Annotated in this window: 25 protein-coding genes, 1 other RNA gene and 2 pseudogenes; 22 read left to right on the forward strand and 6 right to left on the reverse strand. The window is 40.7% G+C overall.

Annotation, left to right across the window (positions count from 1 at the left end; genetic code table 11):
* Window positions 1-95: 95 nt before the first annotated feature.
* From AB1K80_RS12040 to AB1K80_RS12060, 5 genes are all read left to right on the forward strand, one after another.
* Window positions 96-743, forward strand: coding sequence for an SDR family oxidoreductase (locus AB1K80_RS12040; protein ID WP_412856862.1), 648 nt, complete (start codon window positions 96-98; stop codon window positions 741-743).
* Window positions 744-833: 90 nt separating this feature from the next.
* A complete protein-coding gene (locus AB1K80_RS12045; protein ID WP_412856863.1) occupies window positions 834-1334 on the forward strand; it encodes a TraR/DksA family transcriptional regulator in 501 nt (166 codons plus the stop codon).
* Between the two features lie 104 nt (window positions 1335-1438).
* Window positions 1439-1624: non-coding RNA, 6S RNA (gene ssrS / locus AB1K80_RS12050), on the forward strand.
* A gap of 134 nt (window positions 1625-1758) precedes the next feature.
* Entirely contained in the window at window positions 1759-3561 is a 1803-nt protein-coding gene (recQ, locus tag AB1K80_RS12055) for a DNA helicase RecQ (RefSeq protein ID WP_412856864.1), read from the forward strand.
* A gap of 233 nt (window positions 3562-3794) precedes the next feature.
* Window positions 3795-4586, forward strand: coding sequence for a LysM peptidoglycan-binding domain-containing protein (locus AB1K80_RS12060; RefSeq protein WP_412856865.1), 792 nt, complete (start codon window positions 3795-3797; stop codon window positions 4584-4586).
* 149 nt (window positions 4587-4735) lie between these two features.
* Here AB1K80_RS12060 and AB1K80_RS12065 read toward each other — a convergent pair whose 3' ends face one another.
* Window positions 4736-5242 (reverse strand): hypothetical protein, encoded by a 507-nt coding sequence (locus AB1K80_RS12065; protein WP_412856866.1) that lies wholly within the window; start codon window positions 5240-5242, stop codon window positions 4736-4738.
* A 200-nt stretch (window positions 5243-5442) separates the two neighbouring features.
* Between AB1K80_RS12065 and AB1K80_RS12070 the strand changes: the two genes are divergently transcribed.
* The 4 genes from AB1K80_RS12070 (at window position 5443) to prpB (ending at window position 9660) form a co-directional block, all read left to right on the forward strand.
* Window positions 5443-5982, forward strand: coding sequence for a DUF420 domain-containing protein (locus tag AB1K80_RS12070; RefSeq protein WP_412856867.1), 540 nt, complete (start codon window positions 5443-5445; stop codon window positions 5980-5982).
* A gap of 170 nt (window positions 5983-6152) precedes the next feature.
* Window positions 6153-7271, forward strand: coding sequence for a citrate synthase (gene mmgD, locus AB1K80_RS12075; RefSeq protein WP_412856868.1), 1119 nt, complete (start codon window positions 6153-6155; stop codon window positions 7269-7271).
* A 21-nt stretch (window positions 7272-7292) separates the two neighbouring features.
* The gene (locus tag AB1K80_RS12080; protein WP_412856869.1) at window positions 7293-8729 is read left to right on the forward strand and encodes a bifunctional 2-methylcitrate dehydratase/aconitate hydratase; all 1437 of its coding nucleotides are present in this window, start codon (window positions 7293-7295) and stop codon (window positions 8727-8729) included.
* A gap of 13 nt (window positions 8730-8742) precedes the next feature.
* Window positions 8743-9660, forward strand: a complete 918-nt coding sequence (prpB, locus tag AB1K80_RS12085) for a methylisocitrate lyase (protein ID WP_412856870.1) — start codon at window positions 8743-8745, stop codon at window positions 9658-9660.
* A 34-nt stretch (window positions 9661-9694) separates the two neighbouring features.
* Here the strand turns inward: prpB and AB1K80_RS12090 are convergent, their stop codons facing one another.
* Both AB1K80_RS12090 and AB1K80_RS12095 read right to left on the reverse strand, forming a co-directional pair.
* Window positions 9695-10357, reverse strand: a complete 663-nt coding sequence (locus AB1K80_RS12090; protein WP_412856871.1) for a lysozyme family protein — start codon at window positions 10355-10357, stop codon at window positions 9695-9697.
* A gap of 94 nt (window positions 10358-10451) precedes the next feature.
* Window positions 10452-11780 (reverse strand): APC family permease, encoded by a 1329-nt coding sequence (locus tag AB1K80_RS12095; RefSeq protein WP_412856872.1) that lies wholly within the window; start codon window positions 11778-11780, stop codon window positions 10452-10454.
* A gap of 186 nt (window positions 11781-11966) precedes the next feature.
* Here AB1K80_RS12095 and czrA point away from each other — a divergent pair, with 186 nt between their 5' ends.
* Window positions 11967-12296, forward strand: a complete 330-nt coding sequence (czrA, locus tag AB1K80_RS12100) for a Zn(II)-responsive metalloregulatory transcriptional repressor CzrA (protein ID WP_412856873.1) — start codon at window positions 11967-11969, stop codon at window positions 12294-12296.
* 40 nt (window positions 12297-12336) lie between these two features.
* On the opposite strand, the gene AB1K80_RS12105 is transcribed toward czrA, so the two are convergent.
* Complete coding sequence (locus tag AB1K80_RS12105) at window positions 12337-12861, reverse strand: mother cell-specific membrane sporulation protein (RefSeq protein ID WP_412856874.1); 525 nt, start codon at window positions 12859-12861, stop codon at window positions 12337-12339.
* A gap of 118 nt (window positions 12862-12979) precedes the next feature.
* Here AB1K80_RS12105 and AB1K80_RS12110 point away from each other — a divergent pair.
* From AB1K80_RS12110 to AB1K80_RS12140, 7 genes and pseudogenes are all read left to right on the forward strand, one after another.
* Window positions 12980-13099, forward strand: a pseudogene (locus AB1K80_RS12110) (YafY family transcriptional regulator); the annotation flags it as partial.
* Window positions 13100-13207: 108 nt separating this feature from the next.
* Complete coding sequence (locus tag AB1K80_RS12115; RefSeq protein WP_412856875.1) at window positions 13208-13360, forward strand: hypothetical protein; 153 nt, start codon at window positions 13208-13210, stop codon at window positions 13358-13360.
* Between the two features lie 56 nt (window positions 13361-13416).
* A complete protein-coding gene (locus AB1K80_RS12120; RefSeq protein WP_412856876.1) occupies window positions 13417-14136 on the forward strand; it encodes an MBL fold metallo-hydrolase in 720 nt (239 codons plus the stop codon).
* 3 nt (window positions 14137-14139) lie between these two features.
* Window positions 14140-14712 (forward strand): TetR/AcrR family transcriptional regulator, encoded by a 573-nt coding sequence (locus AB1K80_RS12125; protein ID WP_412856877.1) that lies wholly within the window; start codon window positions 14140-14142, stop codon window positions 14710-14712.
* A gap of 146 nt (window positions 14713-14858) precedes the next feature.
* Window positions 14859-15740: a hypothetical protein gene (locus tag AB1K80_RS12130; RefSeq protein WP_412856878.1), complete on the forward strand. Its 882-nt coding sequence runs from the start codon at window positions 14859-14861 to the stop codon at window positions 15738-15740.
* Window positions 15703-16308 (forward strand): annotated as a pseudogene (locus tag AB1K80_RS12135) (DUF4166 domain-containing protein). Before AB1K80_RS12130 ends, AB1K80_RS12135 begins: the two are co-directional and overlap by 38 nt.
* A complete protein-coding gene (locus tag AB1K80_RS12140) occupies window positions 16301-17917 on the forward strand; it encodes a YndJ family protein (protein ID WP_412856879.1) in 1617 nt (538 codons plus the stop codon). The pseudogene AB1K80_RS12135 and the gene AB1K80_RS12140 overlap by 8 nt, the downstream one beginning before the upstream one ends.
* Here AB1K80_RS12140 and AB1K80_RS12145 read toward each other — a convergent pair.
* Entirely contained in the window at window positions 17914-18393 is a 480-nt protein-coding gene (locus AB1K80_RS12145; RefSeq protein ID WP_412856880.1) for a hypothetical protein, read from the reverse strand. The genes AB1K80_RS12140 and AB1K80_RS12145 overlap by 4 nt on opposite strands.
* A gap of 175 nt (window positions 18394-18568) precedes the next feature.
* On the opposite strand from AB1K80_RS12145, the gene csaA reads away from it, so the two are divergent.
* The 3 genes from csaA (at window position 18569) to AB1K80_RS12160 (ending at window position 22691) form a co-directional block, all read left to right on the forward strand.
* Window positions 18569-18901, forward strand: a complete 333-nt coding sequence (gene csaA, locus AB1K80_RS12150; protein ID WP_412856881.1) for a chaperone CsaA — start codon at window positions 18569-18571, stop codon at window positions 18899-18901.
* Window positions 18902-19612: 711 nt separating this feature from the next.
* On the forward strand, window positions 19613-21004 hold the full coding sequence (locus tag AB1K80_RS12155; RefSeq protein WP_412856882.1) for an MFS transporter: 1392 nt from the start codon (window positions 19613-19615) through the stop codon (window positions 21002-21004).
* Between the two features lie 25 nt (window positions 21005-21029).
* Window positions 21030-22691 carry a glycoside hydrolase family 43 protein gene (locus AB1K80_RS12160; RefSeq protein WP_412856883.1) on the forward strand — a complete coding sequence of 554 codons (1662 nt, stop codon included), beginning with the start codon at window positions 21030-21032 and terminating at the stop codon, window positions 22689-22691.
* Here the strand turns inward: AB1K80_RS12160 and AB1K80_RS12165 are convergent.
* Window positions 22683-23843 carry an ROK family protein gene (locus AB1K80_RS12165; RefSeq protein WP_412856884.1) on the reverse strand — a complete coding sequence of 387 codons (1161 nt, stop codon included), beginning with the start codon at window positions 23841-23843 and terminating at the stop codon, window positions 22683-22685. The two genes, AB1K80_RS12160 and AB1K80_RS12165, sit on opposite strands and share 9 nt — an antisense overlap.
* A gap of 202 nt (window positions 23844-24045) precedes the next feature.
* Here AB1K80_RS12165 and xylA point away from each other — a divergent pair, with 202 nt between their 5' ends.
* Window positions 24046-25380 carry a xylose isomerase gene (xylA, locus tag AB1K80_RS12170; protein ID WP_412856885.1) on the forward strand — a complete coding sequence of 445 codons (1335 nt, stop codon included), beginning with the start codon at window positions 24046-24048 and terminating at the stop codon, window positions 25378-25380.
* A gap of 32 nt (window positions 25381-25412) precedes the next feature.
* Window positions 25413-26912 carry a xylulokinase gene (gene xylB, locus AB1K80_RS12175; protein WP_412856886.1) on the forward strand — a complete coding sequence of 500 codons (1500 nt, stop codon included), beginning with the start codon at window positions 25413-25415 and terminating at the stop codon, window positions 26910-26912.
* Window positions 26913-26996 lie beyond the last annotated feature (84 nt).

The following is a 26996-nucleotide window of genomic DNA, read 5'->3' on the forward strand; positions in this document are numbered from 1 at the left end:
TTCCTTTATAATGGGGAAGGTTTTTCTTATGGATGTGTTTGAATGATCTCAAAATCGGATAAAGAAGAAGGAGATACAGAAAGGAGAATGAATCAATGAAAGTTTTAGTTGCAGGAGCAAATGGACATACAGGGAAACTTGTCATTCGCTATTTAAAAGAAAAAGGACATGAGCCACTTGCTCTTATTCGGGATGAAAAACAAGCGGATGCGCTAAAAGAACTTGGTGCAACACCCGTCATCGGAGATCTTGAAAAAGATGTCACATCTGCTGTGAAGCAAGCAGAGGCGATCATTTTTGCAGCAGGTTCAGGATCAAAAACAGGTCCTGATAAAACCATTGCAGTAGACCAAGAAGGCGCAAAACGCCTCATTGATACAGCCAAGAAAGAAAACATTCAACATTTTGTCATGCTGAGTTCCTATAATGCAGATGATCCTAACCAAGCAAAAGGCCAAGGAAGCATGGAGCTCTATTATCAAGCGAAGAGAAATGCTGATTTGCATTTAAAAGAATCTGGTCTTTCCTATACAATTGTTCGTCCAGGCGCATTATTACATGAAGAAAAGACTGGGAAAATTGAAGCAGCCCCACATATACCAGAAGATCACAACATTGAGATTTCAAGAGAAGATGTTGCGATCGTACTTGTGGAGAGCTTGACTGAACCACATGTGAAAAATAAGTACTTCGACTTGATCAAAGGAGATCAACCAATCGAAGAAGCGCTTCGTACATTGTAAATAAGATAGCTGCTGCCAAAAAGGTGGCAGCTTTTTTCATGTTTTCCTTCTCTGTTTATCGGGAAAGAGCTGAGAAAGGAGTGATTGACCGTGAGCTTATCGAAAGAGCAAAAAGCAGAATTATATGACAAACTGATGCAATTAAAAAGAGAGGTCAAAGGTTCAAAAAAGAAAGAAGAATCGATGCAAGTAGAATCAAACGAGATCTCAAATGGAATAGGGAATCATATCGCTGATCATGGGAGCATTTATTTAGACCGTATGACGGAACAAACGTTAGATCAAGTAGATGATCAGCTTGAAGATGAAATTGATGCAGCACTTACACGAATGGAAAACGGGACATATGGGATATGTGAAAAAACAGGAAAAGACATTCCGTATGAACGTTTAAAAGCAGTCCCATATACGCGATATTCAATTGATGAAAAGAAAAAAGAAGAAACACATCAAGATCCGAATGCTTTTGATCGTTCGTTCACCGAGCAAATGCGATATTTGACGGATCGTGAAACAATGGATCAGGTACACTCAGACACATATGAAAGATTAGAGGAAGAGCAAGACGTCGAAGGAGACGAGAGGAATTAATGTTTTTTTAAAATTATTTTTTTCGATTCACTTTCTAAGTGTATAAGAGTATTGTAAAGAAAAAACGGATCTTGAATTTTGATAAATTTTCGTGTAGTATAGTTTAAAGGCTGCGATGTACGTAATGTTAATTAAGTTTTAACCTTTAAGCTGTAATAGGGAGTTTTATATTGAAGCTGGAATGTCATGCCTCCCTCGAGAGGAAGACAAGAACGTTTCTGCAAACACCCACTTTGAGGAGTGGTGGTTTAAAACTTTCTTACTTAGATTACGGCATCTGCAGCTATACATAAGATGAACCAAGCCATTTTCCTTCATTGGAAAATGGCTTTTTTTATGGCTAAAAGATGAATTTGTGTCGTCAGCATGTGATGACATCATTCTATGTTAAAATAGACAAAACAAATGACGGAGAGGGAATTCGATGTTAGAACAAGCAGAAGCACTTCTGAAACAATATTACGGCTTTGACGTCTTTAGGCAAGGCCAAAAACAAGCCATCGAATCGGTTGTGAAAAAGCGAAGGGATACAGTCTGTATCATGCCGACTGGCGGAGGAAAATCTGTGTGCTATCAGATTCCTGCCCTTATGATGGAGGGGACAACGATTGTGGTCTCCCCGCTTATTTCTTTAATGAAGGATCAAGTGGATGCTTTACATGATATGGGGATTCGGGCGTCTTTTTTAAATAGTACACTCTCGGCGAGTGAAATGAATGCACGGTTAAAGAAATGTGCAAATGGAGAATACCAATTGCTTTATATTACGCCAGAGCGTTTACAGAATGACCGTTTTCTTCAGATGATGGATCAAATGACAATCCCACTCATGGCGATAGATGAAGCCCACTGCATCTCAGAGTGGGGACATGATTTTAGACCAAGCTATCGCTATATTAAAGAGTGCTTACATCAGCTCTCAACAAGACCTGTCATCATTGCACTAACAGCGACAGCAACGAAAAAAGTCCATCAAGATATATGCATGCAACTTGGAATGAAGGGCGAAGAAACCATATTTACTGGTTTTGCTAGAGAGAATTTATCATTCCGAGTGGTCAAAGGTGAAAATCCTGATCGTTTTATCACACAATATATGAAAAAGAATCAGCGCGAGTCTGGCATTATTTATACAGCAACGAGAAAAGAAGCTGACAACATATACAATCGCCTCAAAAAACAGAAGGTGAATGCCGGTATATATCATGGCGGATTGGACGACGATACGAGAGAAGAACAACAAAACCTATTCTTAAATGACGAAATGAAGGTGATGGTCGCAACGTCGGCTTTTGGAATGGGGATTAATAAGTCGAATGTCCGTTTTGTCATCCATCATCAAATTCCAAGAGATATTGAAAGCTACTATCAAGAAGCGGGTCGTGCCGGTCGAGACGGGCTTGAAAGCGAATGTATATTGCTATTTTCGCCGCAAGGGGTTAGGGTGCAGCGCTTTCTCATCGAACAATCGACGGAAGATGAAGAGCGATATCAGCATGAGATGCTGAAGCTAAGACAAATGGTGGACTACTGCCATACAGAGCAGTGTTTGCAGCAATTTGTGATGGCTTATTTCGATCAATCGACAAACACTACTTGCCATAAGTGTAGTAATTGTTTAGATGACAGAGAACGAGAAGAAGTGACAAGAGAAGCTCAAATGGTGCTATCCTGTGCGATTAGAATGAACGAACGGTTCGGTAAAATGTTGATTGCCCAAGTGTTAGCAGGCTCGAAGAATAAAAAAGTCCTCGACTTTGGATTTGACCGTCTCCCTACATACGGTTTATTGGCACAACATTCTGTCCAGAAAATAAGTGACTTCATTGAATTTTTAATTACTGAAGAGTATTTACACATGTCTGAAGGTCCTTACCCGCTATTAAAAGTCACACATAAAGGAAAAAATGTATTAATGGGACAAGAAGCCGTATTTAAAAAACGTGCGATCAAAGCTGAAAGTATTCAAGAAAACGATGCACTGTTTGAGCATTTAAGAGTGGTCAGAATGAAGTTATCAAGAGAGCAGGGCGTTCCACCATTTGTTGTCTTTTCTGATAAGACATTAAAGGATATGTCAGCAATGCAACCAAAAACAGAAGAAGAATTACTCAACATCAAAGGTGTTGGGGAGCAAAAAAGAGTAAAATACGGTGATATTTTCTTAGAAGAAATTCGTTTTTTTATAGAAAAAGAGAAAAATCAAGAGATAGAAGGGGAAAAATAATTTTTTTTGTTGCACTAGGACATGGATTGAATCACCATTTTTCTATCCTCCCAAAACCTTGATATGGTGCGGAATGAAGCCGCTTTGTGGGCTGATTTACCAATCGAGATAAAAGTTTCATGTAAAGGAACTGTAATCTAAAACATATCGTTTTGTTATTGAAATGACATTTACATATGTTACGATAGCACTCGTTAGCCGCCATAAAAAGCTAACAAGGGAGGATTTACTTTATGAAGAAGACTATTATGTCCTTGGTTGCTGTTGCAGCAATCTCATCATCAGCAATCGGAGCACAGCAAGCATCTGCAAAGGAAATCACTGTGCAAAAAGGTGATACACTTTGGGGAATTTCACAGAAAAATGATGTGACTCTAAAGGACCTAAAGGGTTGGAACAATTTATCAACAGACATTATCTATGTAGGGGATAAATTGACAATCTCTTCAAAAGAGAAAACTCAGGAGCAGTACAAAATCCAGAAGGGGGACAGCCTCTGGAAAATCGCTCAAAAATTCAATGTGTCCATTAGCGATCTCAAATCTTGGAATAACTTAAACTCAGATATAATTATGATTGGTTCCACATTAAGTGTAGCTGGTCAAAGTTCAGCTCCGGTAAGCTCAGAGCCTGTTCAAAAACAGGCACCTGTCCAAAAAGAGCAAACAACGAAAAAAGCTGCTCCTAAACAGGAAACAGCGAAAGCAAAATCATCTTCTGCTAGTCAAAGTGTACAAAGAGAAATGACTGTAACGGCGACGGCTTATACAGCAAATGACGGTGGAATCTCAGGTATTACTGCAACAGGGGTAAACTTAAACAAAAACCCTCATGCAAAAGTAATTGCAGTAGATCCTAATGTCATTCCATTAGGAAGTAAGGTTTATGTAGAAGGCTACGGTGAAGCCATCGCAGCTGATACTGGCGGCGCAATTAAAGGCAATAAAATAGATGTACATTTACCAAGCAAATCCCAGGCAAAAAACTGGGGCGTTAAATCAGTCAAAGTGAAAGTACTTAACTAGTAGTCTATCGTTTTTGGAAAGAAGCATCAGGTGGCGGCCTGATGCTTTTATTGTACCCTTTTTTGGACAAAAATACACACACTTTTCTGAAAAATTCGCATTTTCGACAAAATCCAGTGTATACCATCAGTTCACACTGGATTTTGTCGTTAGCTATCTATCCAATAAATTTCTCCGCTTTGCTCTTTCCAATTAATTTGGACTTCAAATTGATGTTTCTCATAAAAGTGAATCAAGCGGTCTACATGATTCCAGTCTCTTTTGACAAGATCACCCGTAATGACAGGAATATTTTGTTCTCTAGCCATTTCTTTTAAGTGCTTCATACAGATGGAGCCATACCCATGATCAGGAGGACCTTTAATATCAGCGATATGAATTTTCCCTTCTTCAGGATATTCTGCAATCAATGAAAAATCAGATTGTCCACGAAAAGCTTTTTCGCAATCACTGAGCATGATTTTGCATACATCACTATTTTCAATTGTAGACACGATCATCCATTCATCTTCTTTCGCTTGGTCGATGCCAATGATCTTCGCCTTTTTAGAAATGTTTTTTATATTTTCTTGCATTCGATACATTTGAAACTGCAATTGATGTAATTCTTTTTCTAATGTATTCACATCTTTTGTTGTTTGCTGTAAAATTGACAAATCTATTGCTCCTTTCTGTGAACCTTATAAAAACAACACAAATTTTCATTTTAATAGATGTGAACGGATCTTTCAACCACCAGAATGTTCACAACTGCAAGTTTGTCTAAAAATCGACGAAGGTAGCGAATTCATTGACTTTATGCCAATTTTTCAATAACATACTCTTAGTCGGAATTTATAAAGAGAGGTTTTCAAACATGAAAGAACAGAATCAAAAACCAAAAAATTTCACCGGCATTGTGGTTTTCTTAACAATCGCCATAAATGGATTAATCGCTTTGTTATTCTTTATGCCAAAATCAGATAAATTCAGTCATCTGGATATTACATTTTTACCATTACTGAATGCTGTGATGAATAGTTTCACATTTATCTTTTTGCTTTCAGCACTTATTATGATTAAACAAAAAAATATTAAAGCCCATCGCCGCTTCATCTTTGCTGCATTTTCTACAACGTTCATCTTTTTAATTTCTTATTTGACTTATCATTCAATGGCATCTGATACAACATTCGGCGGGGAAGGGATCATTCGCCCAATCTATTACTTTATTTTAATTACACATATCGTGTTATCGGCCATTATTGTACCGCTTGCGCTCATTACGCTGTTTAGAGGCGCACAAATGCAAGTTGAGCGTCACCGGAAAATTGCTCGTTGGACGATGCCACTTTGGCTTTATGTCAGTCTAACTGGCGTCATTGTATATATCATGATTTCTCCGTATTACAGCTAACGTATGTCCATTTGGACATACGTTCTTTTATTTACAAGTGGAAGTGCTTTGGATAAAATGGAAGTTGGGTATCCGACTAGCACGGATTCGCCCCATCTATAGATATACATCATGTTTGGCCGTTTGCTCGTTTTTTGAGAACAACGATGAAACGAAACGGGGGTTATATGATGACAGATCAATTGCAGTATAAACCGGGACTTGAAGACATTGTGGCAAGTGAAACATCGATTTCATACTTAGATGTGGCACAAGAAGAAATTGTCATTCGCGGTTATGACCTAATTGATTTAGCAAAGCACAGCACATTTCTAGACACTGCCTACCTACTCATTTATGGAAGATTACCAGATAAAATGGAATCGCACCAATTTCAGCAAGACATTTCCTCTCAAACAACATTACATCCTACCATCCAACACATGTTAACAACACTACCCAAAACCACTCACCCAATGGACGCCATGCGAACATGTATATCTGCTCTTGCAGGATACGATGAATCATTACACGACCGGTCAGCTGCTTGCCAAGATGCACGTGCGGTTCGATTATTAGGTCAGCTGCCCGCCATTGTTGCTGGGAGCTATTATATTCTCTCAAAAGATACCACCATTTCTCCAGATCAGACCAAATCCTACACTGAAAACTTTTTAGCCATGCTTACAAATCGTACGCCAACGACAGACGAAATCACTGCTTTTGATCAAACGTTAACATTATATAGTGAACATGAGCTTCCCAATTCTACATTTGCTGCAAGAGTCATTGCTTCAACTCATGCTGATATGTACGGTGCCTTTACTGGTGCGATCTCATCTTTAAAAGGGGATTTACATGGAGGAGCGAATGAAGCCGTGATGCATATGCTTCTTGAAGCGAAGACGACAGAAGGCTTTCTGACACTCATTGAGCGAAAACTAGAAGCAAAAGAAAAAATGATGGGATTTGGACACAGGGTATATATGAGAAAGATGGACCCGAGGGCAGCCCTTTTAAAACAATCATTGAAAACGCTTACTGAATCAAAAGGGGATACGACCTTGTATGACATGTGTGTAGCAGGTGAGGCCTATATGAAAGAAAAGAAAAATCTTTATCCAAATCTTGATTATTATGCAGCCCCCATTTATTACGTGCTTGGCATACCTATTTCTCTATATACACCGATTTTCTTTGCAGCAAGAGCAAGTGGATTAGCAGCGCATGTCATTGAACAGCATTTGCATAATCGTATTTTTAGACCACGGGTTCGATATTTAGGGCCAAGAGGCTTACATGTCAAATGATGATAAAAGAGGGGGATGAACATGAATAAAACAGCAGTAGCCAATCAGACCGATCAGTTATTAGAGGAAATTGCAGCCTATGCAGTAGATGGGGAGATTACGAGCAAAGAAGCAATTGATACGGCACGGTATGTGCTGATGGATACGCTCGGCTGCGGAATGCTTGCGCTCAATTTCCCGGAATGCACGAAGCACCTTGGGCCTATCGTCCCTGGAACAGTTGTGCCGAACGGGGCGAGAGTGCCTGGCACGTCGTTTGTGTTAGATCCCGTCCAAGCAGCTTTTAATATAGGGTGTATGATTCGCTGGTTAGATTATAATGACACGTGGCTCGCACAAGAATGGGGTCATCCATCTGATAATCTTGGCGGGATACTTGCTGTCAGTGATTATCTTAGTAGAACGCGGCTTGTAAACGGAGAAGAGCCGCTTACGATGAATGACGTGCTACATGCCATTATAAAAGCACATGAAATCCAAGGCGTACTTGCACTAGAAAATTGTCTGAATCGAAATGGCTTAGATCATGTTCTATTTGTCAAAGTGGCATCAAGTGCAGTCGTATGTGCGATGCTTGGCGGAACGAAGGAGGATGTGCAACATGTGTTATCACAAGCGTTTGTCGATCATTCTCCACTTCGAACGTACCGTCATGCCCCAAATACAGGATCAAGAAAATCATGGGCCGCAGGAGATGCCACGAGCCGAGCAGTGAGATTGGCGATGATGACACTGAAAGGAGAAATGGGCTATCAAACGCCGCTTAGTGCAGAAAAGTGGGGATTTGAAGCTGTTGCAATGAAGGGCAAACCACTCACACTTGCACAGCCTCTCGGATCGTATGTCATAGAAAACGTACTTTTTAAAATTGCTTATCCTGCGGAATTTCATGCCCAAACGGCTGCAGAAGCAGCTGTCATACTGCATGACTCTGTCAAAGATCGGTTACATGAAATCGATCGAGTCGACATTACGACACATGAGTCAGCCATTCGAATTATAGATAAAAAAGGTCCACTTTATAACCCTGCAGACCGAGATCATTGTTTGCAATATATTACGGCCATTGGGCTGATCTATGGTGAACTGACTGCGGATCATTATGAAGAAGAAACAGCACAAAACCCAGAAATTGACCGGTTGCGTGATCAAATGATCGTGAAAGAAGATAAACGCTATACGGAAGATTACTTAGATCCGAAAAAGAGATCTATTGCCAATAGTGTTCAAGTTTTCTTTAAAGACGGAACCATGACAGACCGAATTGAAATTGAATATCCACTTGGTCATCGCAGAAGAAGAGAAGAAGGCATTCCGCTACTTGAAAAGAAATGGTTAGCTCATTTGAAAACAAGATTTCCTCAAAAACAAGTTCACGACATTGTGTCACTTTGTCAAAATCCAAATCAACTAAAAACAACAACAGTGCCAGCATTTATGGACTTATTTGTGATATAGGGGGGGAGCTAGTGTGTGGATCGTAAATGAAGAAAGGAGTCAAGCGGAGTTAGCCGCCTCCTTTAAAGCGCACATGAATCATCCAGCTTTGTTTCAAATCCCTGGCGTACATGATGGGATGTCTGCGCTTTATGCGAAAAAAATGGGCTTTCTAGGACTCTATTTATCTGGTGCCGCATTTTGTGCCAGCAAAGGCCTTCCAGACCTCGGTATGATTCATTCAACGGAAATGGCTGAAAAAGCGAAAGAGATCATTCGAGCTTCTGAGTTACCACTCCTCGTCGATATAGACACGGGGTATGGCGGCGTGCTGAATACAGCTAGAGCCGCAAAAGAAATGGTCGAGAGTAAGGTGGCAGCGATTCAAATTGAAGATCAGCAAATGCCGAAAAAATGCGGACATTTAAACGGAAAATCACTCGTACCAGCAGAAGAGATGATCGCTAAAATCAAGGCCATTAAACAGGTGGCACCGTCTCTTTTAGTGGTTGCAAGAACAGATGCAAAATCAGTGAGTGGGATGGACGATGTCATTCACCGAGCCAATCTCTATGTAGAAGCAGGAGCTGATGCGATTTTTCCTGAAGCACTGACGACAACGGACGACTTCATGTATGCTTCAAACCATATTCGAGGACCGCTGCTTGCGAATATGACGGAGTTTGGTCAAACGCCTTATTATCATGCGGACGAATTCTCTGAATTTGGTTTTGACATGGTCATTTATCCGGTGTCCACCCTTAGAGTGGCTGCTAAAGGGTATGAGCGTTTATTTACAGAAATTAAAGAAAAGGGAACGCAGCAAGGGATGCTACAAGACATGCAAACAAGAAAGGAATTGTATGAAGCCATTCATTATGATGAATATGAGGAAATGGATCAGAAAATAGCAAAAACCATTTTGCCGGAAATCGGGAAAGAACATCCATAAATCGAAAAGCACTTCCACGGAGGAAGTGCTTTTTTTACGATGATGGTGTGGATGATGAAGCCAATTTCATTTTTTCTTCAACTGTTTTCGTTTTTTCTTTTACTTTTTCAGCATAAGTGAAATCACCGTAGCAATACGGATAGCGAAAATTATCTTTGTCACCGCCGCACGTATAGACGGTCGGGTTTCGATTCACTTGCTTTTTGGAGTATTGCTTTGCCAGTTTCTCGGAATGTTCTCCCCCGTTTTTTGCAACAAAATCAATATAGCCGATTCCCATGTTATAGCTTTGAATGATGGTTTCAAGGTCAACACCTTTTTTCTTTCCATGCTTGTACATAGAAGAAAAATGTTGGACACCTTGTTTAATGCTTTTTTGAGGGTCGTTGATTTCATTTCGTTTCAAACCAAGAGATTCAGAGGACTGCATTGGATCTCCGCCTCTGCCTTTTGATTCTTGATACATCATACCGAGAATTAATGCGGTATATTGATCTAAATCTTGATCTCTTAACTCTGTTTCTACAAGCGGTTTGTAATCATCCAATCTCGACAAAACAATTGATTCCGTATCAATCGGCAGCTTTTTTAATTCCTTTTGATTGAAAGAAAAAACAATCGCTGCTAATACGAAAACGAACAGAAAAATCGTGAAACAGCCTGAAATGGCAAAACACCCTGTTTTTTTCTTTTTCAAGGTCAGTTCACCCCTGTTTTGCCCCGCTTTTAATAGGAAAGTACAGCCCTTTTATTATGCCATATCCTATAGAGGATACCAAGTAAAATTCTCATCAAGAATCATACCCAAACGTAAATTCAGGTCTCGTTTTCAATCTGTAGCAGAAATAAATGAAACCAATGATCAGCCAGCATATGCCAATGATCAGCGCATTCGTACTGATGCTAGTTAAAAGCCATAGACAAAAGGCCGTGCCGCAAAGAGGGACGAGTACATATCTCAATATATTTAAGAAGCCTCTTTGTTTCTGTTTCAAAAAATAATAGCAAAAAACAGACAAGTTCACAAAAGTGAACCCAATGAGGGCACCAAAGCTGATAAAGGAATAGATGAGTTCAAGTTCTCCAATGACAGCTGATAAAGAGAACACGCCAATCAATAAAATATTAAACACAGGTGTCTTTAACGTCGGATGAATGTAACCAAAGAACCGTTTCGGTAACGATTCATCTCGTCCCATCGCATAAAGCAGTCTTGCTGCACTCGCGTGTGACGACAATGACGAAGAAATGACCGCGACCATCGTACCCGCTAAAAAGAGTGAATGGAGAAATGCACCACCTACAAATTCAGCAATTTCAAGCGATGCTGCATCCGGATACTTGAATTGCTGGAAATTTGGAAAGACCTGCTGCAAAAAATAAGAGGTGATGATAAAAAGCACACCGCCAATGGCAACCGTAAGAAAAATTGCAAGAGGGATGGTCTTTTTGGGGCGAATGGTCTCCTCAGACATTGTCGAAATCGCGTCAAACCCTAAAAATGAAAAACATAATATGGTCGCACCAGAAAAGATCAGTGCAGGTTCTAAATTTGGTGAGTAAAAAGGTCGTGCCGACAACAATTCACCACTTCCGGTGTTTTGTGTGAGTGCATAAATGATAAAACCAACAAATATCACGGCAACAATGACCTGAAATGTGACAAATAAAGCTGTGATATTGGCTGTAAGACGAATCCCGATTACATTGACAGTCGTTATGGCGATAGCAAGTATGATGATCCAAATATAATGAGGTACATCTGGAAAGGCTGCGGTTAAATAAGCACTTCCGATCGCAAAATTCACCATAGGCAAAAATAAATAATCAAGCAATAATGTCCATCCTACGAGGAAGCCGACATGAGGATGAATACTTTTTTGCGCGTATGTATAGGCAGATCCTGCTTTTGGAAAAGCCTTCACCATATTCCCATAGCTAAGCGCTGTCAATAGTAATGCAAGTAAAGTAAATATATATGCAGCTGCGACGTGTCCTTTCGTCAGCTGAGCCACAATGCCGTATGAATCAAATACGACAAGTGGATCCATATAAGCAAGCCCGATCACAACAAGTGGTATAACCGTCAGGCTGCGTTTTAGTCTTGGCTCTTCAGTCAATTTGCCTATCAGCTCCTCTAAAAAAATGAATAAATAATGCTCATTTTAAAAAGAATGCTACCTTGTGTCAATGCTATTTGGAAAAACTTTTTTCAGAAAGATTGCGTGCTTTGCATACCACACATTTTGGTATATGATGTTAAGTAGAATAAGTCGTGATTTGACTGACAAGAAAGGTGAAACGATATGATAGATGAACAGAATACAAATCCAGAACAGGAACAGATCGAGCTAGATGAAGAAAGTTTATTTCTAGTTTCGCAAACATTCAAAGCTTTATCTGATCCAACACGTATTCGTATTCTTCACCTGCTTTCTCAAGGAGAACATTCGGTCAATGACATAGCGGAAACATTGAACCTTATGCAATCCACTGTTTCTCATCAGTTGCGCTTTTTAAAAAATCTTCGTCTCGTGAAATCTAGACGGGCAGGCACATCGATTTTTTACAGCCCTGAAGATCAGCATGTCATGGAAGTACTAGAACAAATGATTCATCATGCACAACACGATTGATAAAAAACCTTCCTTATTTTCATTAGGAAGGTTTTTTATTTTATGCATGATGCACATGAATGGATCTTTTATTGAATTTCATCATTTGATAGGAAAAAACGATATAGTAAGCAGCAAGTAGGAAAAAGCTGAGCATGGTCAAAGCATCATCACTCACAATATGTTGATATAATTCCAATGCGTCGACCTTCGTTAACGAATGGTTTGTCAGCTCGACCAATTTCATTGCAAACCTTGATAAAAACAAACACAAAATAAAGCTTTCAATCCATTTACTCGTTTTGACATAGAGTTTTCCATTTTCTAATTTCGTCCGGATCGTCTGATAGGCATGAACAGCTAAGCTACTCCCGAAGATCATGCCAATGGAAGCATACATGAAAATACTGTGATTTTGCCATCCTTCTGTCATGAGAATAAGGGCAGTGGAACCAAATACACATATTCTAATCAAAAGAGTCACCGGGCGCACAGCCTGATAGCGCTTCATTCGATTCATTCGAATGACAATACAGAACAAAATGATGATTCCGATGATGAACAACTGCCACACATTTTGTGTCATGATGCAACCTCCTCTTGCATAAAGCAGGGATGTAAACAAAGATGAGTTTTCCTTATCTTTCCCATTCTTTCTTTTTTTATCAAATCAAAACCCGCATTTATGAAAAAGAGAAAAGGTCGTGAAAATCGATCGAATTATCTCTCTTGTGCTGCTCATTAGCTAGAAGGAAGTACAAGCGAAAGACCTCGCTGTACTTCATAAAGTAAGCGTGAGGACCATTTATTGTGATATTGATACCAAATCGGTCTTATTTGATCACAGCAGGTCAACTTGTAGATCAGACATATAAAAGAGTTTCCGGCGCAAGATCTCGAATGAGAAAAGGAGCGGTTTGAAGAGGTAGTGCTTGAAACGTAGCAGCAGATTTGAGATTGGGATCATATCATCTCCACATATACAGAGGCGATTTTTGGATGGTACGGCGAAAGATTTATCGATCGATTCAAAAGAAGCACAAATTGATATTTATATTGCGATCGATGATAAAATCATTGCCTAAACTAATGATATTAGTTATTATAAAACTAATGCCATTAGTTATAGGGGGAGATCATGATGAGGTTGACGACTTTTGACCGCTTGCATCAGCTCACATTAATGCCGCGTATATTTCCAGTAAATTGTTATGTATTTGAGGAAGAGGATGGACTCATCTTAATTGATACGGCTTTGAAAATGGCGGCAAACTCAATTATCGAATTTGCCCACAAGCAAAACAAACCAATCGACAAGATTATTCTCACCCATAGTCATATGGATCATATCGGCGCATTAGATGAAGTGAAAAAGGCCTTTCCAGAGGCAGTCGTTTATTTATCAAAACGCGATGCCCGTCTTTTTGAGGGGGATTTTTCCTTGTTAGCTGATGAACCTCAGCAAAAAATAAAAGGCAGTTTTTCGAAAAACATTCACACAAAACCGGATGTTCTTGTCGAAGAAGGTGACGAGATTGGGTCATTGAAAGTCATCGCGACACCAGGACATACACCTGGGAGTATTTCATTATACGATGAACGGTCAGGAGTTATCATTGCAGGCGATGCCCTTGTAACAAAAGGCGGCTTATCAGTTACGGGTGAATTTCGTTGGACTTTCCCGTTCCCGGCTCTTGCTACATGGGATGCAGAAACCGCACTCAAAAGCGCCGAAAAATTACTGGCACTTCGCCTATCCTGTCTAGCTGCAGGACATGGCGATCTCATCATAGAACCTCATGAAAAGCTTCAAGCTGCCATTAGTAAAAGGCAGCACCAGATCAAGAAAAGGGGGAAGTAAACCGTGTCTCCGAGAATGGGTGTTACGCATGAGAAAATCATGGATATAGCGGCTGAAATTGTGGATAAAGAGGGTTTTTCTGCTTTGACCATTGCTACATTGTCAAAAAAACTGAACATCAGACCCCCTTCTCTTTACAATCACGTGTCTGGCCTTCATGAAATTCAGGCGACACTTGCCGTAAAGGGGTTGTCAATGCTTTGTGAGAAAGGCATACAGATAACCGAGGGGCTAGATAAGGAAGAAGCCGTTTTAGCCTTTGCCAGACAATATGTTCAATTTGTCCGAGAACATCCAGGTCTTTATGAAGCCGCCTTTTCACATATGAACGAAAAAGAAGTAAATATTGAGGGAGAACGCCTAGCTGAGTTTGTCCAATCCATTATGTCTCGCTTTGGTGTAAAAGAAGAGGAAATGACGCATGTGGTTAGGGGACTGAGAAGCTTACTGCACGGCTTCGGAGATATTTCAAATAAAAAGGGGTTTCAACGAAAAGAACAACTTGAAGAGAGTGTGAGCTATGCGGTCCGGCTTTATATTACAGGCGTACTCCAAAAAACAGATCTGTCTCGTTGACAGGTCTTTTTTGTATACCGGTTTGATATCATAAGAGGTGGCAGCCAAAAACAATTTTTTGTCAGATAACCACTACAGATTTGACAGTTTTGTGAAACATGGTATGCTTGTTATGTGAAAAGATTCACATAAAGGAGACGAGGCAAATGAAAAGAAAGCCTGTTTATGTGGAAGTAGATATTCATGCACCATTAGAAAGAGTATGGGAATATACTCAAAACCCAAAGCTTCATGAACAGTGGGATTTGCGATTTTCGACCATATCATTAAATGGCTCTAGTGATGAACAACCGCAGTCCTTTTTGTATGAAAAACATCTTGGCTTTGGTGTCAGTGTCACAGGGACAGGAGCATATCGAACGAAAATCATGGATGATCGTCATAAACGCGCATCATCACTTAAATTCCGTTCGTCCCATCCATTGTCGTTCATTAAAGAAGGTGGCGGCTATTGGAAGTACATCAAAACAAACGAGCAAGTTGTGTTTCAAACGCAATTTGATTATGAAACGATAGACGGAAAAGGGTGGAAGTGGGCAGATCGGTTTTTATTTCGGCCACTGATGGGGGCAATCACCGCATTTAGTTTTGGCGCATTAAAAACATGGCTTGAAAAAGGAACACATCCACGATTGTTATTAGAGAGAACTTTGGCTCATTACGGCATTTGCTTGCTTTTTGCTATTGTATGGATATGCCATGCCATCCTCCCTTTTTCACATGATGCATTTGATCATGGCACTGGATTTCAAGTGTTTTATGGTTTACTAGGCATATCGTGGCTCATTCCACATCTATCAAAAAAATATTTATTTATCTTTCAAAGCATTTATCTATTGATCATGCTGATGACCGGCATCATGTCACCACAAACAACCCTTCATGAGCCGCTTGTGACAAGTGCATTTTTGATTTTGTCCATTGCGGGAATGATCAATTTAAAAGATTGTGTAGATGTGTTTTCAATCAAACGAAAAAGGGGAGGTAAGTATGGTCGTTCATCGTCATCAAGTAAAGGATTACGATAAGCTACACCCGAAATTAAAAGAGCGCTACAACCGTACGTTTACGGCTGAAGGCATCATGGAGGAAATAGGCGGCGGCTCGAGACTTATCCGATTTTTATTCAAAATAGGGCCATTGTTTCGCTGTTTTTTCTCTGAGAGAGGGAAAAACATTCCCTTCCGTATTGTAAACAAGCCATTTATATCTAAAAAGGGAGAGGAAGGGATGCACTGGTTTCGCACGTTCTATTTCCCTGAAAAAGAGAGACATTTTGATGCAGATATGATCATTGATCAGGAGAGTTAAAAGGTACTAGATTATTTTGGAAAGCCTAGACTACTCATGTCAGAGCTTCATTTTACCGTCACGGAAAAAGGGTTCCTGCACATTCAATCAGGAAAGCAAAAGTTGTTGATGTTAGGGCGCGAGTGGCCACTGCCATCATGGCTTTACGGTGTATCAGATGTAACAGAAGGTTATGATGTGCATGCGCGTGAGTATACCATTAAGGTTCATGTGAAAAATCGCCTGTTTGGAACGCTTTTTACATATCATGGCCGGTTTACTGAAAGGGTGTTACACGATGAATAAATGGCACTTGACAACGAGCATCATCTTCATGACTTGTTTTCTCGTCCTCCGTATGAAGACAGCCCCGATAGCCGAGTTCTTTGTGCTCGTAGCGATCTTGTTTTTTCTACCGGCTGTATTAAACTTCTTCCAACAGGAGGGGAGGAAAGAGGGACTCGTTCGCTTCATTATGAAAGCCTTTCCAGTAGCGACTCTGTGTGCAACAGGTGCATTCATTTACCATTCTCCATGGTTTGCCGCAGGATGGCTTGTTTACACAGGGGTTCTCGCTTTATTTGGCTTCACTCGTTTGCTGAAGAGAGGATTCTTCCCGCTTCATGAATTGATGATAGACGGCGCATTGATGTACATCGCTCTAGGTGGGTTTTGGTTTTGGCTGTACACAGCAGATATACAAGTGATGACATTTTCGCCGATGATTGTTCTTTTGACTGCTATTCATTTTCATTATTCAGCTTTTTTTATTCCCATTTTCTATGGATTGTTGGGGAGACAACAGACAAAAGAGACGATTTTATACAAAGTGGCTGGCTGGGTGATTTTGCTTTCACCAATCATGATTGCTGTGGGAATTAGCTTCTCTCGTCTTTTTGATACGTTCAGTGTCATCCTTTATGTGATCGCACTGTACCTGTATGGAATCCTGTGTATGAAAACAGTGTTTCGTTCAACTGTCGCAAAAGGACTGATTGTGTTTTCTAGCTGTATATTAATGGGGACCATCGTGCTATCTCTTCTGTATTCTGCTGGCATGCTTTTACATGTGACCTATTTGAGCATCAATCAAATGATTTGGTTTCATGGCAGTGTTAATGCATGTTTCGTTGTGTTACCAGGACTCATTGGTTGGCTCATCGAAAGTCCGTCTATTCGTTTTAAAAAGAGAACCTTTCCATTATCGCGTGTACATGGTCGTTTTCATTTCATGTCTTTTCAAAATGAAAGGGGACATGATCGTCAGAAGATTGGCCTTGTCGATTCACTTGATCAATTAAATGGTCATACTTTTTCAGCAAGTAAAGTGTCACCAGTGATACGCAAATTTTATGAAAATCCTATGCAATTTACGTTAAAAGCAGCGGTCTGTTTCCATTGGTGGGTGAGACCTTTTGTCTTTTGCCTTCAACCTGCTTTTAAGAAAATAGGTCAGCTTTATTTGGGGACCTCTCGTATTCCGTATGTCATGCATGGGGGTCTCTGTCATTTCCAGCATCCACAGGAAGATAGGGAGAATGTGCGGGCGTGGATTCGTCACAACGAGAAGGGGAGACAAGTCTTTTTTGCCCTGTACGCCTTACATCATGATGAAGATACGGGCTACATGAATATTGCCTTACCACTTCCATATTCACAACTTACAGCCATTTTAAAACCTTTTAATGTGCAAGATGACTTTTTATTAAAAAGTACATCTCCAAAAGGCAGCACAGGGGACGAAGGTTTGTATTTGCATACGCCTTTTATCACCATGAAACTGCCAATGGAGGAGTACTTTCTTATGCGGCCCGAGACGGAAGACAGTCTCAAAGCGGTTCATCAAATGAAGCTGTTCGGTCTTCCGTTTTTAACGATTCAGTATCAGATCAACAGCATCAGCTGTCCATCTTAGTCAATGATGTCACATGGTTCACCGTGACGCAGGATATTCACAATCGCCTGTCCATCACTGGGGTGATGATCTGCATACTGTACTGGCAACAATGCAAAAAATACATAATAGACTGAGAAGTAAGCAAATTGATAGAAAAAAGGATGTTCTGGTAAGAATCCATTGACAATGAATGTGTTCAATATGAGAACACTAAGAAGGTTGCACAATGATCCGCCTAAGTAGACAAGAATGTGGGAGAATCGATTATTTCTCCTCATTTCTTCATAATGACAAAAAGCATCGAGAAAATAGATTCTTCTAATTTCGACTACGCCAATTTTCAATACTTTCTTGCCTCTACCTAGAGCAAAAGACACTTTTGCCCCAAACATCCATGCGACCATAATATGGCCAAGCTGATGCAGGATGGCAACGATCGGAAGAATGACGAAAAACGACCAGCAAAACGTCCACATATCTGATAATGTAAACAAATTGTACCCTCCCTGATAAATTCGAGAGGAAGCAGTAGGATTATTTGCCATTTTAGCGAATTCATTTTTAAGTTGCAAATATTTGATAGAATACAATAATATCATTATGTAAACTAAGTGTTATATTTGGTGCAATGAAGAGGATTTAACGGTCAAAAAGGGGAGGGGGATTCATGTGGCAGACATTGAACAGTTCTTGGCATTAGATATTCGTGTAGGAACGATAGTGGAAGCGGAATTTTTTGCTGAAGCAAGAGTACCTGCATTTAAGCTAGCGATTGATTTTGGGGATGAGATTGGATTGAAGAACTCAAGCGCACAGATAACGAAGCGGTATTCCACTGACAAATTGATCGGTAGGCAAGTAGCAGCAGTCGTCAACTTTCCGCCGAGAAGAATCGCGGGCTTTAAATCGGAAGTACTTGTATTAGGAGGCATGCCTTCAAGTGATGATGTGGTATTGCTTGCGCTAGATGAACCAGTTGCAAATGGAACGAAAATAGGATAACAAGAAAAAAGACATCTTCAACAGAAGATGTCTTTTGCGTATTGAGGCGGAATAACCACACGCCACATTCGTGTGTGTCTCAAAAGAGACGTGTTACCCGACTTACACAATTCAGCTCATCGCTATATGAATATAACATGACGCGTGAAAGAATGCAAGGTTAACTTTGAAGTGTTAGTAGAAAAATAACTAAAATGGTTGAAAATAAGTTATGGTTCTGTCTTTAGTGATTGGATGTACAGAAGAAGCGTATGAACGAATAATACCGGTTAAAAAGATCGGAGGACAGGCTTATTTGAGAGCTCCATCACAAATATGTGAGAGGGTGCTTTTTCATACTCACATACTTTATCTTCGCACTCAGGTTTCCCGACTGCATCCACAATAAACGATCCTATTTAAAGGGGACAGCAAAATCAATGATCTGGATTATTTTTTCAAAATATATTGAAAAATCAAACGAGGTTTTATAAAATGGAGTCATCTTAGTTTGTTTAGTCAATAAACTAAGATCGTGTGACAAATCGACTTTTACATAAAGGGGATGATTCTACCGTCTCAATTCCTACTGCGTCTCTTGGCGGAGCAAGCCATTACGTTTTTCAGGTTCATTTTTGCAACAAAATGAAAGCGCTTTATAATCCCGATGGTGAATGCTATCCTGCACGATCTGTTTGTTCGTTGAAGCGAAGTGAAGAAGGGAGAAAACTCATGGTTAGTGAGAATTTAAAGAAAATTGGAATGTCTGAGAAAGTGGGTTATGCTTCAGGAGATTTCGCATGTAATTTGATTTATGCAACTGTCTCTACCTATCTACTATTTTTTTATACAGATGTGTATGGGTTATCAGCAGCAGCAGCGGGGACGATGTTTTTAGTTGTTCGAGCCATCGATGCGCTGGCAGATCCGTTTATTGGGGCAATGGTAGACCGAACGAATAGTCGGTTTGGAAGGTTTCGACCTTACTTGTTATTTGGGGCATTTCCGTTTGCAGTGCTTGCCATTTTATGTTTTACAACACCTGATTTTTCTTCAATGGGTAAACTCATTTATGCCTACATCACGTATGTTGGTTTATCACTTACATACACATTCATCAATGTTCCTTACGGGGCTTTAACATCAGCCATGACAAGAAATAACCAAGAGGTCGTCAGTATTACGTCAGTTCGTATGTTTTTTGCGAATCTCGGTGGTCTTGTGGTTGCTTTTTTTGTTCCTCTTCTTGCCACTTATTTAGGTGACACCACAGGAAATACAGCACTTGGCTGGCAGATCACGATGGCTTTTCTAGGGATTCTTGGTGGCGGATTACTTGTTTTCTGCTTTAAAAGTACAAATGAACGCGTCACCCTTCAAAAACCGGAGGAAAAGATTAAACTGACCGATATCTTTGTTCAGTTGCGTGTGAACCGCCCACTCGTTGTCTTAAGTATTTTCTTCATCATTATTTTTGGCGTCAATTCGATTAGTAATTCCATTGGCATCTATTATGTGACCTATAACCTTGGAAGGGAAGATTTAGTGAAGTGGTATGGGTTACTTGGTAGCCTTCCTGCTTTAATGGTGTTACCGTTTATTCCGCGTTTACACAAACTGTTAGGAAAGAAAAAACTCTTAAACTATTCATTATTGCTCAACATTATCGGCCTGCTTGCTTTACTTGTGATACCCACGAGTCAAATCTATCTCGTTCTTGTGTTTCGATTAATTGCTGCCGCCGGGAGTATTACAGCTGGTGCTTATATGTGGGCGCTCATTCCAGAAACCGTTGAATATGGTGAGTATAAAACAGGCAAAAGGATGGGGGGACTCATCTATGCAGTGATCGGTTTCTTCTTTAAATTCGGGATGGCGCTAGGCGGTATTGTTCCTGGATTAGTACTCTCTCAATTTGGTTATGTTGCCAATCAAATTCAAACACCAGAAGCATTGTTTGGGATTTTAATCACCACAACAATTATTCCTGTCTGTTTACTCATTTTAGCGATGATTGATATTCATTTTTATAACCTAGATGAAGAGAAGCATCAGAAGGTTGTGAGAGAGCTTGAAAATAGGGATCAAGTGTATGTAGATCATATGGATGATTTTAAGATGTAGGATCATGTAACGAGGAGGACATGCAATGACGATTATCAATCCAGTACTAAAAGGATTCAATCCTGATCCAAGTATTTGCCGTGTAGGGGAAGATTATTATATTGCGGTATCTACATTTGAGTGGTTCCCAGGGGTTCAGATCTATCATTCAAAAGATCTCGTCCATTGGCAACTCGTCGCACACCCCTTGCAAAGAACATCTCAACTTGATATGAAGGGGAATCCTGATTCTGGCGGGGTTTGGGCACCGTGTTTAAGCTATGCAGATGGTCAGTTTTGGCTTATTTATTCAGATATCAAAATCGTCGATGGGCCATTTAAAGACGGCCATAATTATCTTGTGACAGCCAAGGAAGTGGATGGAGAGTGGAGTGACCCCATCCCGCTTAACAGTTCAGGCTTTGATCCATCTTTATTTCATGATGAGAATGGGAAGAAATATGTGCTCAATATGCTTTGGGATCATCGGGCAAGTAAGCATGCCTTTGCGGGAATTGTCCTGCAGGAATACAGTGTCGCAGAAAAAAAGTTAATCGGTGAGCGCAAAGTCATTTTTAAAGGCACTTCAATCAAACTGACAGAAGCACCGCATCTTTATCGCATCGGTGATTATTATTATTTATTAACAGCAGAAGGTGGAACGCGGTACGAACATTCAGTCACAGTCGCACGCTCCTCCCATCTTGAAGGACCATACGAGGTTCATCCTGACAATCCGATTTTAACCGCTTTCCATGATCCGGAACATCCGCTGCAAAAATGCGGGCATGCTTCAATGGTTCACACACATACAAATGAATGGTATTTGGCGCATCTCACAGGCCGTCCTATTCCATCAAGTGAGGAATCCATTTTCCAACAGAGAGGCTGGTGTCCGTTAGGAAGAGAGACAGCCATTCAAAGGCTCGAATGGAAAGATGGCTGGCCTTATGTTGTAGGAGGGAAAACAGGGACATTAGAGGTTCAAGCACCTGCTATAAGCCCACAGCCTTTTTCTCCAACGTATCTAAAAACCGATGAATTCACAGAATCAACATTAAATCGGCATTTCCAAACGCTAAGAATTCCTTTTACCGATCAGATCGGTTCTTTAACAGAGCGACCAAATCACTTACGACTATACGGGAATGAGTCTCTCACATCAAAGTTTACACAAGCATTTGTTGCTAGGCGCTGGGAAAGTTTTTATTTTGAAGCGGAAACGGCGGTATCTTTTTTCCCTGAGAATTTTCAGCAAGCCGCTGGTCTTGTGAACTATTATAATACGGAAAATTGGACGGCTCTTCAGGTCACACATGATGAAGAACGTGGGAGAAGATTAGAATTATCAGTGTGCGAGCAGCTCAGTTTCTCTCAGCCGTTGCGACAACCAATCGTGATTCCAGATGAGGTCGCCTATGTCTATTTAAAAGTGACTGTTCAGCGAGAATCATACCATTATTCTTATTCATTTGATGGAGAGAAGTGGGAGAAGATTGATCTATCGTTTGCATCAAAGCATTTATCAGATGATTTCGTTCGGGGAGGCGGATTCTTTACAGGTGCTTTTGTCGGGATGCAATGTCAAGACACAAGTGGGGCGCATCTAGCAGCTGATTTCAAATATTTCCGTTATGCAGAGGGGGAAGGAATGAAAAAAGACAACTCTTTGCAAGCTGTCTCCTTTGACCTCACTGATTCATTGTGAGAGGGTGGCATGATGTAAGAAAGCTTCAGTGACAAGAGATGTCATTCCTAAGGCTGGCGCATTATGCCCTAAAGAAGAAGGGAGCAGTTCAACTTGCGAGCTGAATTGCGGGTCCATTCTTGAAGCAACCTCATCTTGAATGACGCTAAGGACTGTTGGCTGTGATTCAATGATCTTGTTTCTTAAAATAACGGCTTGTGGGTTAAAGGTGTGCAGGACGTTCGTTAGTCCGATGCCGAGGTAAACCCCAAAATTACGCAAGGCGTTCAATGTTCTCATATCATTCAATTTCGCGAACTGTTCAATGGCTTCATAAGACAACTTTCGATCATCGACTTGTAGTGATTGAAATAATGCTTTCTCAGAGGCATATAGTTCCCAGCACCCACGATTTCCGCAGCTACATGTTGGCCCATTGAAGTCGATCGTCATATGTCCCATTTCACCTGAAAAACCATACGTCCCTCTATATAAATGTTGATTCATAATGATCCCGATCCCAATGCCGGTACCGATACTTGCATAGATGAGATTTTCATAATGCTCGGCCACACCAAATATTTTTTCACCATAGGCTCCTGCATTGGCTTCATTTTCTATAAAGACAGGGACTTGAAAGATGTCTTGAAACTCTGCTTTCAAGTCGACCCCTTTCCATTTGGAGTGGGGCGTAAAGACGATTTGTTCATTTGCATCAACTAAGCCTGGGACACAAATGCCGATCCCAATGAGGCCATATGGAGAAGAAGGGATTTTCGAAATGAACGTCTGAATTAATTCGATCAATCGTTGTTTCGTTTCTTGAGGGTGATGGGATGAGTGCGTCAGTTGTTCATCATGAATAATAGATCCCTCAAGGTCTGTTAGGATGGCATTGATATCATCAACTCCGACATCAATACCGATCGAGTAGCCAGCTTGTTTATTGAACATGAGCAATACAGGTCTTCTACCGCCACTAGATTCACCCTGACCGATTTCATAAACGAGATGTTCTTCCATTAATGTAGCCACCTGAGAAGAAACGGTCGATTTATTTAATCCCGTACGTTCTGATAATTTTGCTCGGGAGATCGGTGCCTGTTTTTGTATTTCATGAAGCAATCGCTTTTGATTTATTTTTTTGACAAAGTTCTGATCAGCGATATCCACAAGATTCACTCCATTTGTTTTTTCTTTAAATTAAGTAGGAAAACGATGGTTCATACCATGATGACATCAAGATTTTAACTTTATTATAGCGAAAAGATTTCTAAAATACTAAAAAATATGAAAAATTTTTAAAAATGTGATAGCTTCAACTATTTTGTTTGTTGAGTCAACGTACAAAGTAAATGCATTGGAGGAAAATAGGATGGTCAAATCAAATATGGTGTTCTCTCAATTAGAAAAGATCGGCAACATTCAATATGAAGGAAAACAATCGAAAAATCCACTGGCTTTTCAGCATTATCAAGCGGATAAAGTGATTGGCGGAAAAACCATGAAAGAGCATTTGCGTTTTTCTGTCGCGTATTGGCACACATTGACTGCTGATGGAAGTGATATGTTCGGAACTGGTACGATCCTCCGATCGTGGGATAGTTATAGCGGAATGGATTTAGCAAAAGCGAGATTAGAAGCGGCATTTCATTTATTCGAGATATTAGATGTGCCTTACTTCTCTTTTCATGACCGTGATATTGCGCCAGAGGGTGCTACTTTACAGGAGACCAATCAACAGTTAGACGTGATGGTAGAAAGAATAAAAGATTACATGAAACATAGTCAAGTGAAATTACTATGGAACACGGCCAATATGTTCAAACACCCTCGTTTTGTACATGGTGCCGCAACGTCTTGTCATGCGGATGTGTTTGCCTATAGCGCCGCACAAGTAAAGAAAGGGATCGAAACAGCCAAAGAATTAGGAGCAGAAAATTACGTCTTTTGGGGCGGACGGGAAGGGTATGACACCCTGCTCAATACAGATATGAAACGAGAGCTTGATCACATGTCCATCTTTTTACACATGGCTGTCGACTATGCAAAAGAAATTGGGTATACAGGACAATTTTTAATTGAGCCGAAGCCAAAGGAACCGACAAGCCATCAATACGACACAGATGCGGCTACGACCATTGCCTTTTTAAAGCAGTATGGACTTGACAAGCATTTCAAATTAAATATTGAAGCGAATCATGCGACACTTGCTGGTCATACGTTTGAGCATGAGTTACGTGTAGCGCGTATTCATGGACTGCTTGGGTCTGTTGACGCAAACCAAGGTCATCCACTGCTTGGCTGGGATACAGATGAATTTCCGACAGATATGTATGCCACCACCCTTGCGATGTATGAAATCCTTAAAAACGGTGGTCTTGGAACGGGTGGTTTAAATTTCGATGCGAAAGTCCGAAGAGCATCGTTTGATCTTGAAGATGTGCTGTATGCCCATATTGCTGGGATGGATGCTTTTGCAAAAGGGTTGCAGGTGGCGCATCGATTAATAGAAGATCGAGTGTTTGAAGATGTCATTCAGCATAGGTATCGTAGCTTTTCAGACGGAATTGGTCGTGACATTACAGAAGGGAAAGCAAATTTTCATACGTTAGAACAATATGCACTCGAGCATCCTGTGTTGAAAAACGAATCTGGCAGAGAGGAACAACTAAAAGCTCGATTGAATCAATATTTGCTTGAAGAATAATGGAACTGCTATTTGCGGGGAGGAGTGAACACATGAAGTATGTCATGGGGGTTGATTTAGGAACGAGCGGTGTAAAAGTGATATTAGTAGATGAGACTGGGAAGGTGTGCGGTGAATCCTCTCAGCCATTTCAGCTGATTCAAGAAAAACCAGGGTATTGCGAGCAGCATCCTGACGATTGGGTGAAACAGACAGTCGCCGCTATGAGAGAGCTAGTTGAGACATATCCTGTGCCCGCAAAGCACGTAGAAGGCATCAGTTTTTCTGGGCAAATGCATGGGCTCGTTTTATTAGATGAATCTCGCCAAGTGCTCCGCCGTGCGATCCTGTGGAATGATACACGGACGACAGCGCAATGTCACGACATCACCAATAAATTAGGAAAGCGACTACAAGAAATTACGAAAAACGATGCGTTAGAAGGATTTACATTGCCGAAATTATTGTGGGTAAAAGAACATGAACCGCACATTGATCAAAACATTGACGTGTTTTTACTGCCTAAAGATTACGTTCGATTTCGTTTGACTGGGTTGCTTCATACCGATTATTCAGATGCGGCAGGCACGTTGCTTTTCGACATTGAGAAGCAGTCGTGGAGTGAGGAGCTGTGCCGGCAATTTGATATTCCGCCCCATATTTGTCCGCCGATTGTCTCTTCTGAAGCGGAGGTCGGAACCCTTTTGCCTCAAGTTGCCCGTGAGATTGGAATTCCAGCAAAGGTAAAAGTCTTTGCCGGGGGAGCGGATAATGCTTGTGGGGCTGTTGGCGCTGGGATCTTATCTTCAGGTCAAACATTATGCAGCATTGGGACATCTGGTGTGATTTTGTCATACGAAGCACAGCGTGATCGAGCGCTTCAAGGGCATTTGCATTTATTTCAACATGCCAAAAAAGATGCTTTTTATACAATGGGTGTCACACTCTCTGCAGGATATAGCCTTGATTGGGCAAAATCGGTTTTAGCACCACATGAATCGTTTCAGACGTTTTTACAGGGCGCAGAACATGTGCCACCAGGAGCAGATGGATTGCTATTTACTCCTTATTTGGTTGGGGAAAGAACACCTTACGCAGATTCGACAATTCGTGGAAGTTTTGTTGGACTAGATAGTCGACATGAAAGGGTACACCTCGTCAGATCCGTTTTAGAGGGGATTACTTTTTCATTAAATGAATCGATTGCTTTATTTCGTCAAGCTGGGAAACGAATTGATTCCATTGTGTCGATTGGTGGTGGTGCAAAAAGTGATACATGGCTTCAAATGCAGGCAGACATTTTTCAAGCAGAGATCATTCAATTAGAACATGAACAAGGACCTGCTTTAGGCGCAGCGATGCTTGCAGCGGTTGGTTGTGGCTGGTTTGAATCACTTGAAGACTGCGCGATGCGCTTTATCCATCCAGTAGGTGCATATTCCCCGAATGAACAGCACGTTGATCGATATGCTGATCTATTTCGGTTATATCAGAGCATTTACGCGAAAACAAAAGACATACATGCTGATCTCAGTCGCTTTCGTGAAAAATAGAAGGGAATATGCTGAATTGAAAGGAGGTGACGCGTTGCTTTCATCATTGGGCTGACACAACAAAATGAATGAAAAAGGGAGAGG

The organism is Bacillus sp. 179-C3.3 HS (assembly GCF_047229225.1).
In the GTDB taxonomy this organism is placed as follows: Bacteria; Bacillota; Bacilli; order Bacillales; family Bacillaceae; genus Bacillus.

What these genes read in the sequence shown, in the direction of transcription:
- AB1K80_RS12060 (WP_412856865.1), top strand. Translation starts at nt 3,795, where the DNA reads ATGAAGAAGACTATTATGTCCTTGGTTGCTGTTGCAGCAATCTCATCA.
- AB1K80_RS12130 (WP_412856878.1), top strand. Translation starts at nt 14,859, where the DNA reads ATGAAAAGAAAGCCTGTTTATGTGGAAGTAGATATTCATGCACCATTA.
- AB1K80_RS12140 (WP_412856879.1), top strand. Translation starts at nt 16,301, where the DNA reads ATGAATAAATGGCACTTGACAACGAGCATCATCTTCATGACTTGTTTT.
- mmgD (WP_412856868.1), top strand. Translation starts at nt 6,153, where the DNA reads ATGACAGATCAATTGCAGTATAAACCGGGACTTGAAGACATTGTGGCA.
- AB1K80_RS12070 (WP_412856867.1), top strand. Translation starts at nt 5,443, where the DNA reads ATGAAAGAACAGAATCAAAAACCAAAAAATTTCACCGGCATTGTGGTT.
- recQ (WP_412856864.1), top strand. Translation starts at nt 1,759, where the DNA reads ATGTTAGAACAAGCAGAAGCACTTCTGAAACAATATTACGGCTTTGAC.
- AB1K80_RS12155 (WP_412856882.1), top strand. Translation starts at nt 19,613, where the DNA reads ATGGTTAGTGAGAATTTAAAGAAAATTGGAATGTCTGAGAAAGTGGGT.
- AB1K80_RS12040 (WP_412856862.1), top strand. Translation starts at nt 96, where the DNA reads ATGAAAGTTTTAGTTGCAGGAGCAAATGGACATACAGGGAAACTTGTC.
- AB1K80_RS12105 (WP_412856874.1), bottom strand. Translation starts at nt 12,861, where the DNA reads ATGACACAAAATGTGTGGCAGTTGTTCATCATCGGAATCATCATTTTG.
- xylB (WP_412856886.1), top strand. Translation starts at nt 25,413, where the DNA reads ATGAAGTATGTCATGGGGGTTGATTTAGGAACGAGCGGTGTAAAAGTG.
- AB1K80_RS12160 (WP_412856883.1), top strand. Translation starts at nt 21,030, where the DNA reads ATGACGATTATCAATCCAGTACTAAAAGGATTCAATCCTGATCCAAGT.
- AB1K80_RS12080 (WP_412856869.1), top strand. Translation starts at nt 7,293, where the DNA reads ATGAATAAAACAGCAGTAGCCAATCAGACCGATCAGTTATTAGAGGAA.
- xylA (WP_412856885.1), top strand. Translation starts at nt 24,046, where the DNA reads ATGGTCAAATCAAATATGGTGTTCTCTCAATTAGAAAAGATCGGCAAC.
- czrA (WP_412856873.1), top strand. Translation starts at nt 11,967, where the DNA reads ATGATAGATGAACAGAATACAAATCCAGAACAGGAACAGATCGAGCTA.
- AB1K80_RS12120 (WP_412856876.1), top strand. Translation starts at nt 13,417, where the DNA reads ATGAGGTTGACGACTTTTGACCGCTTGCATCAGCTCACATTAATGCCG.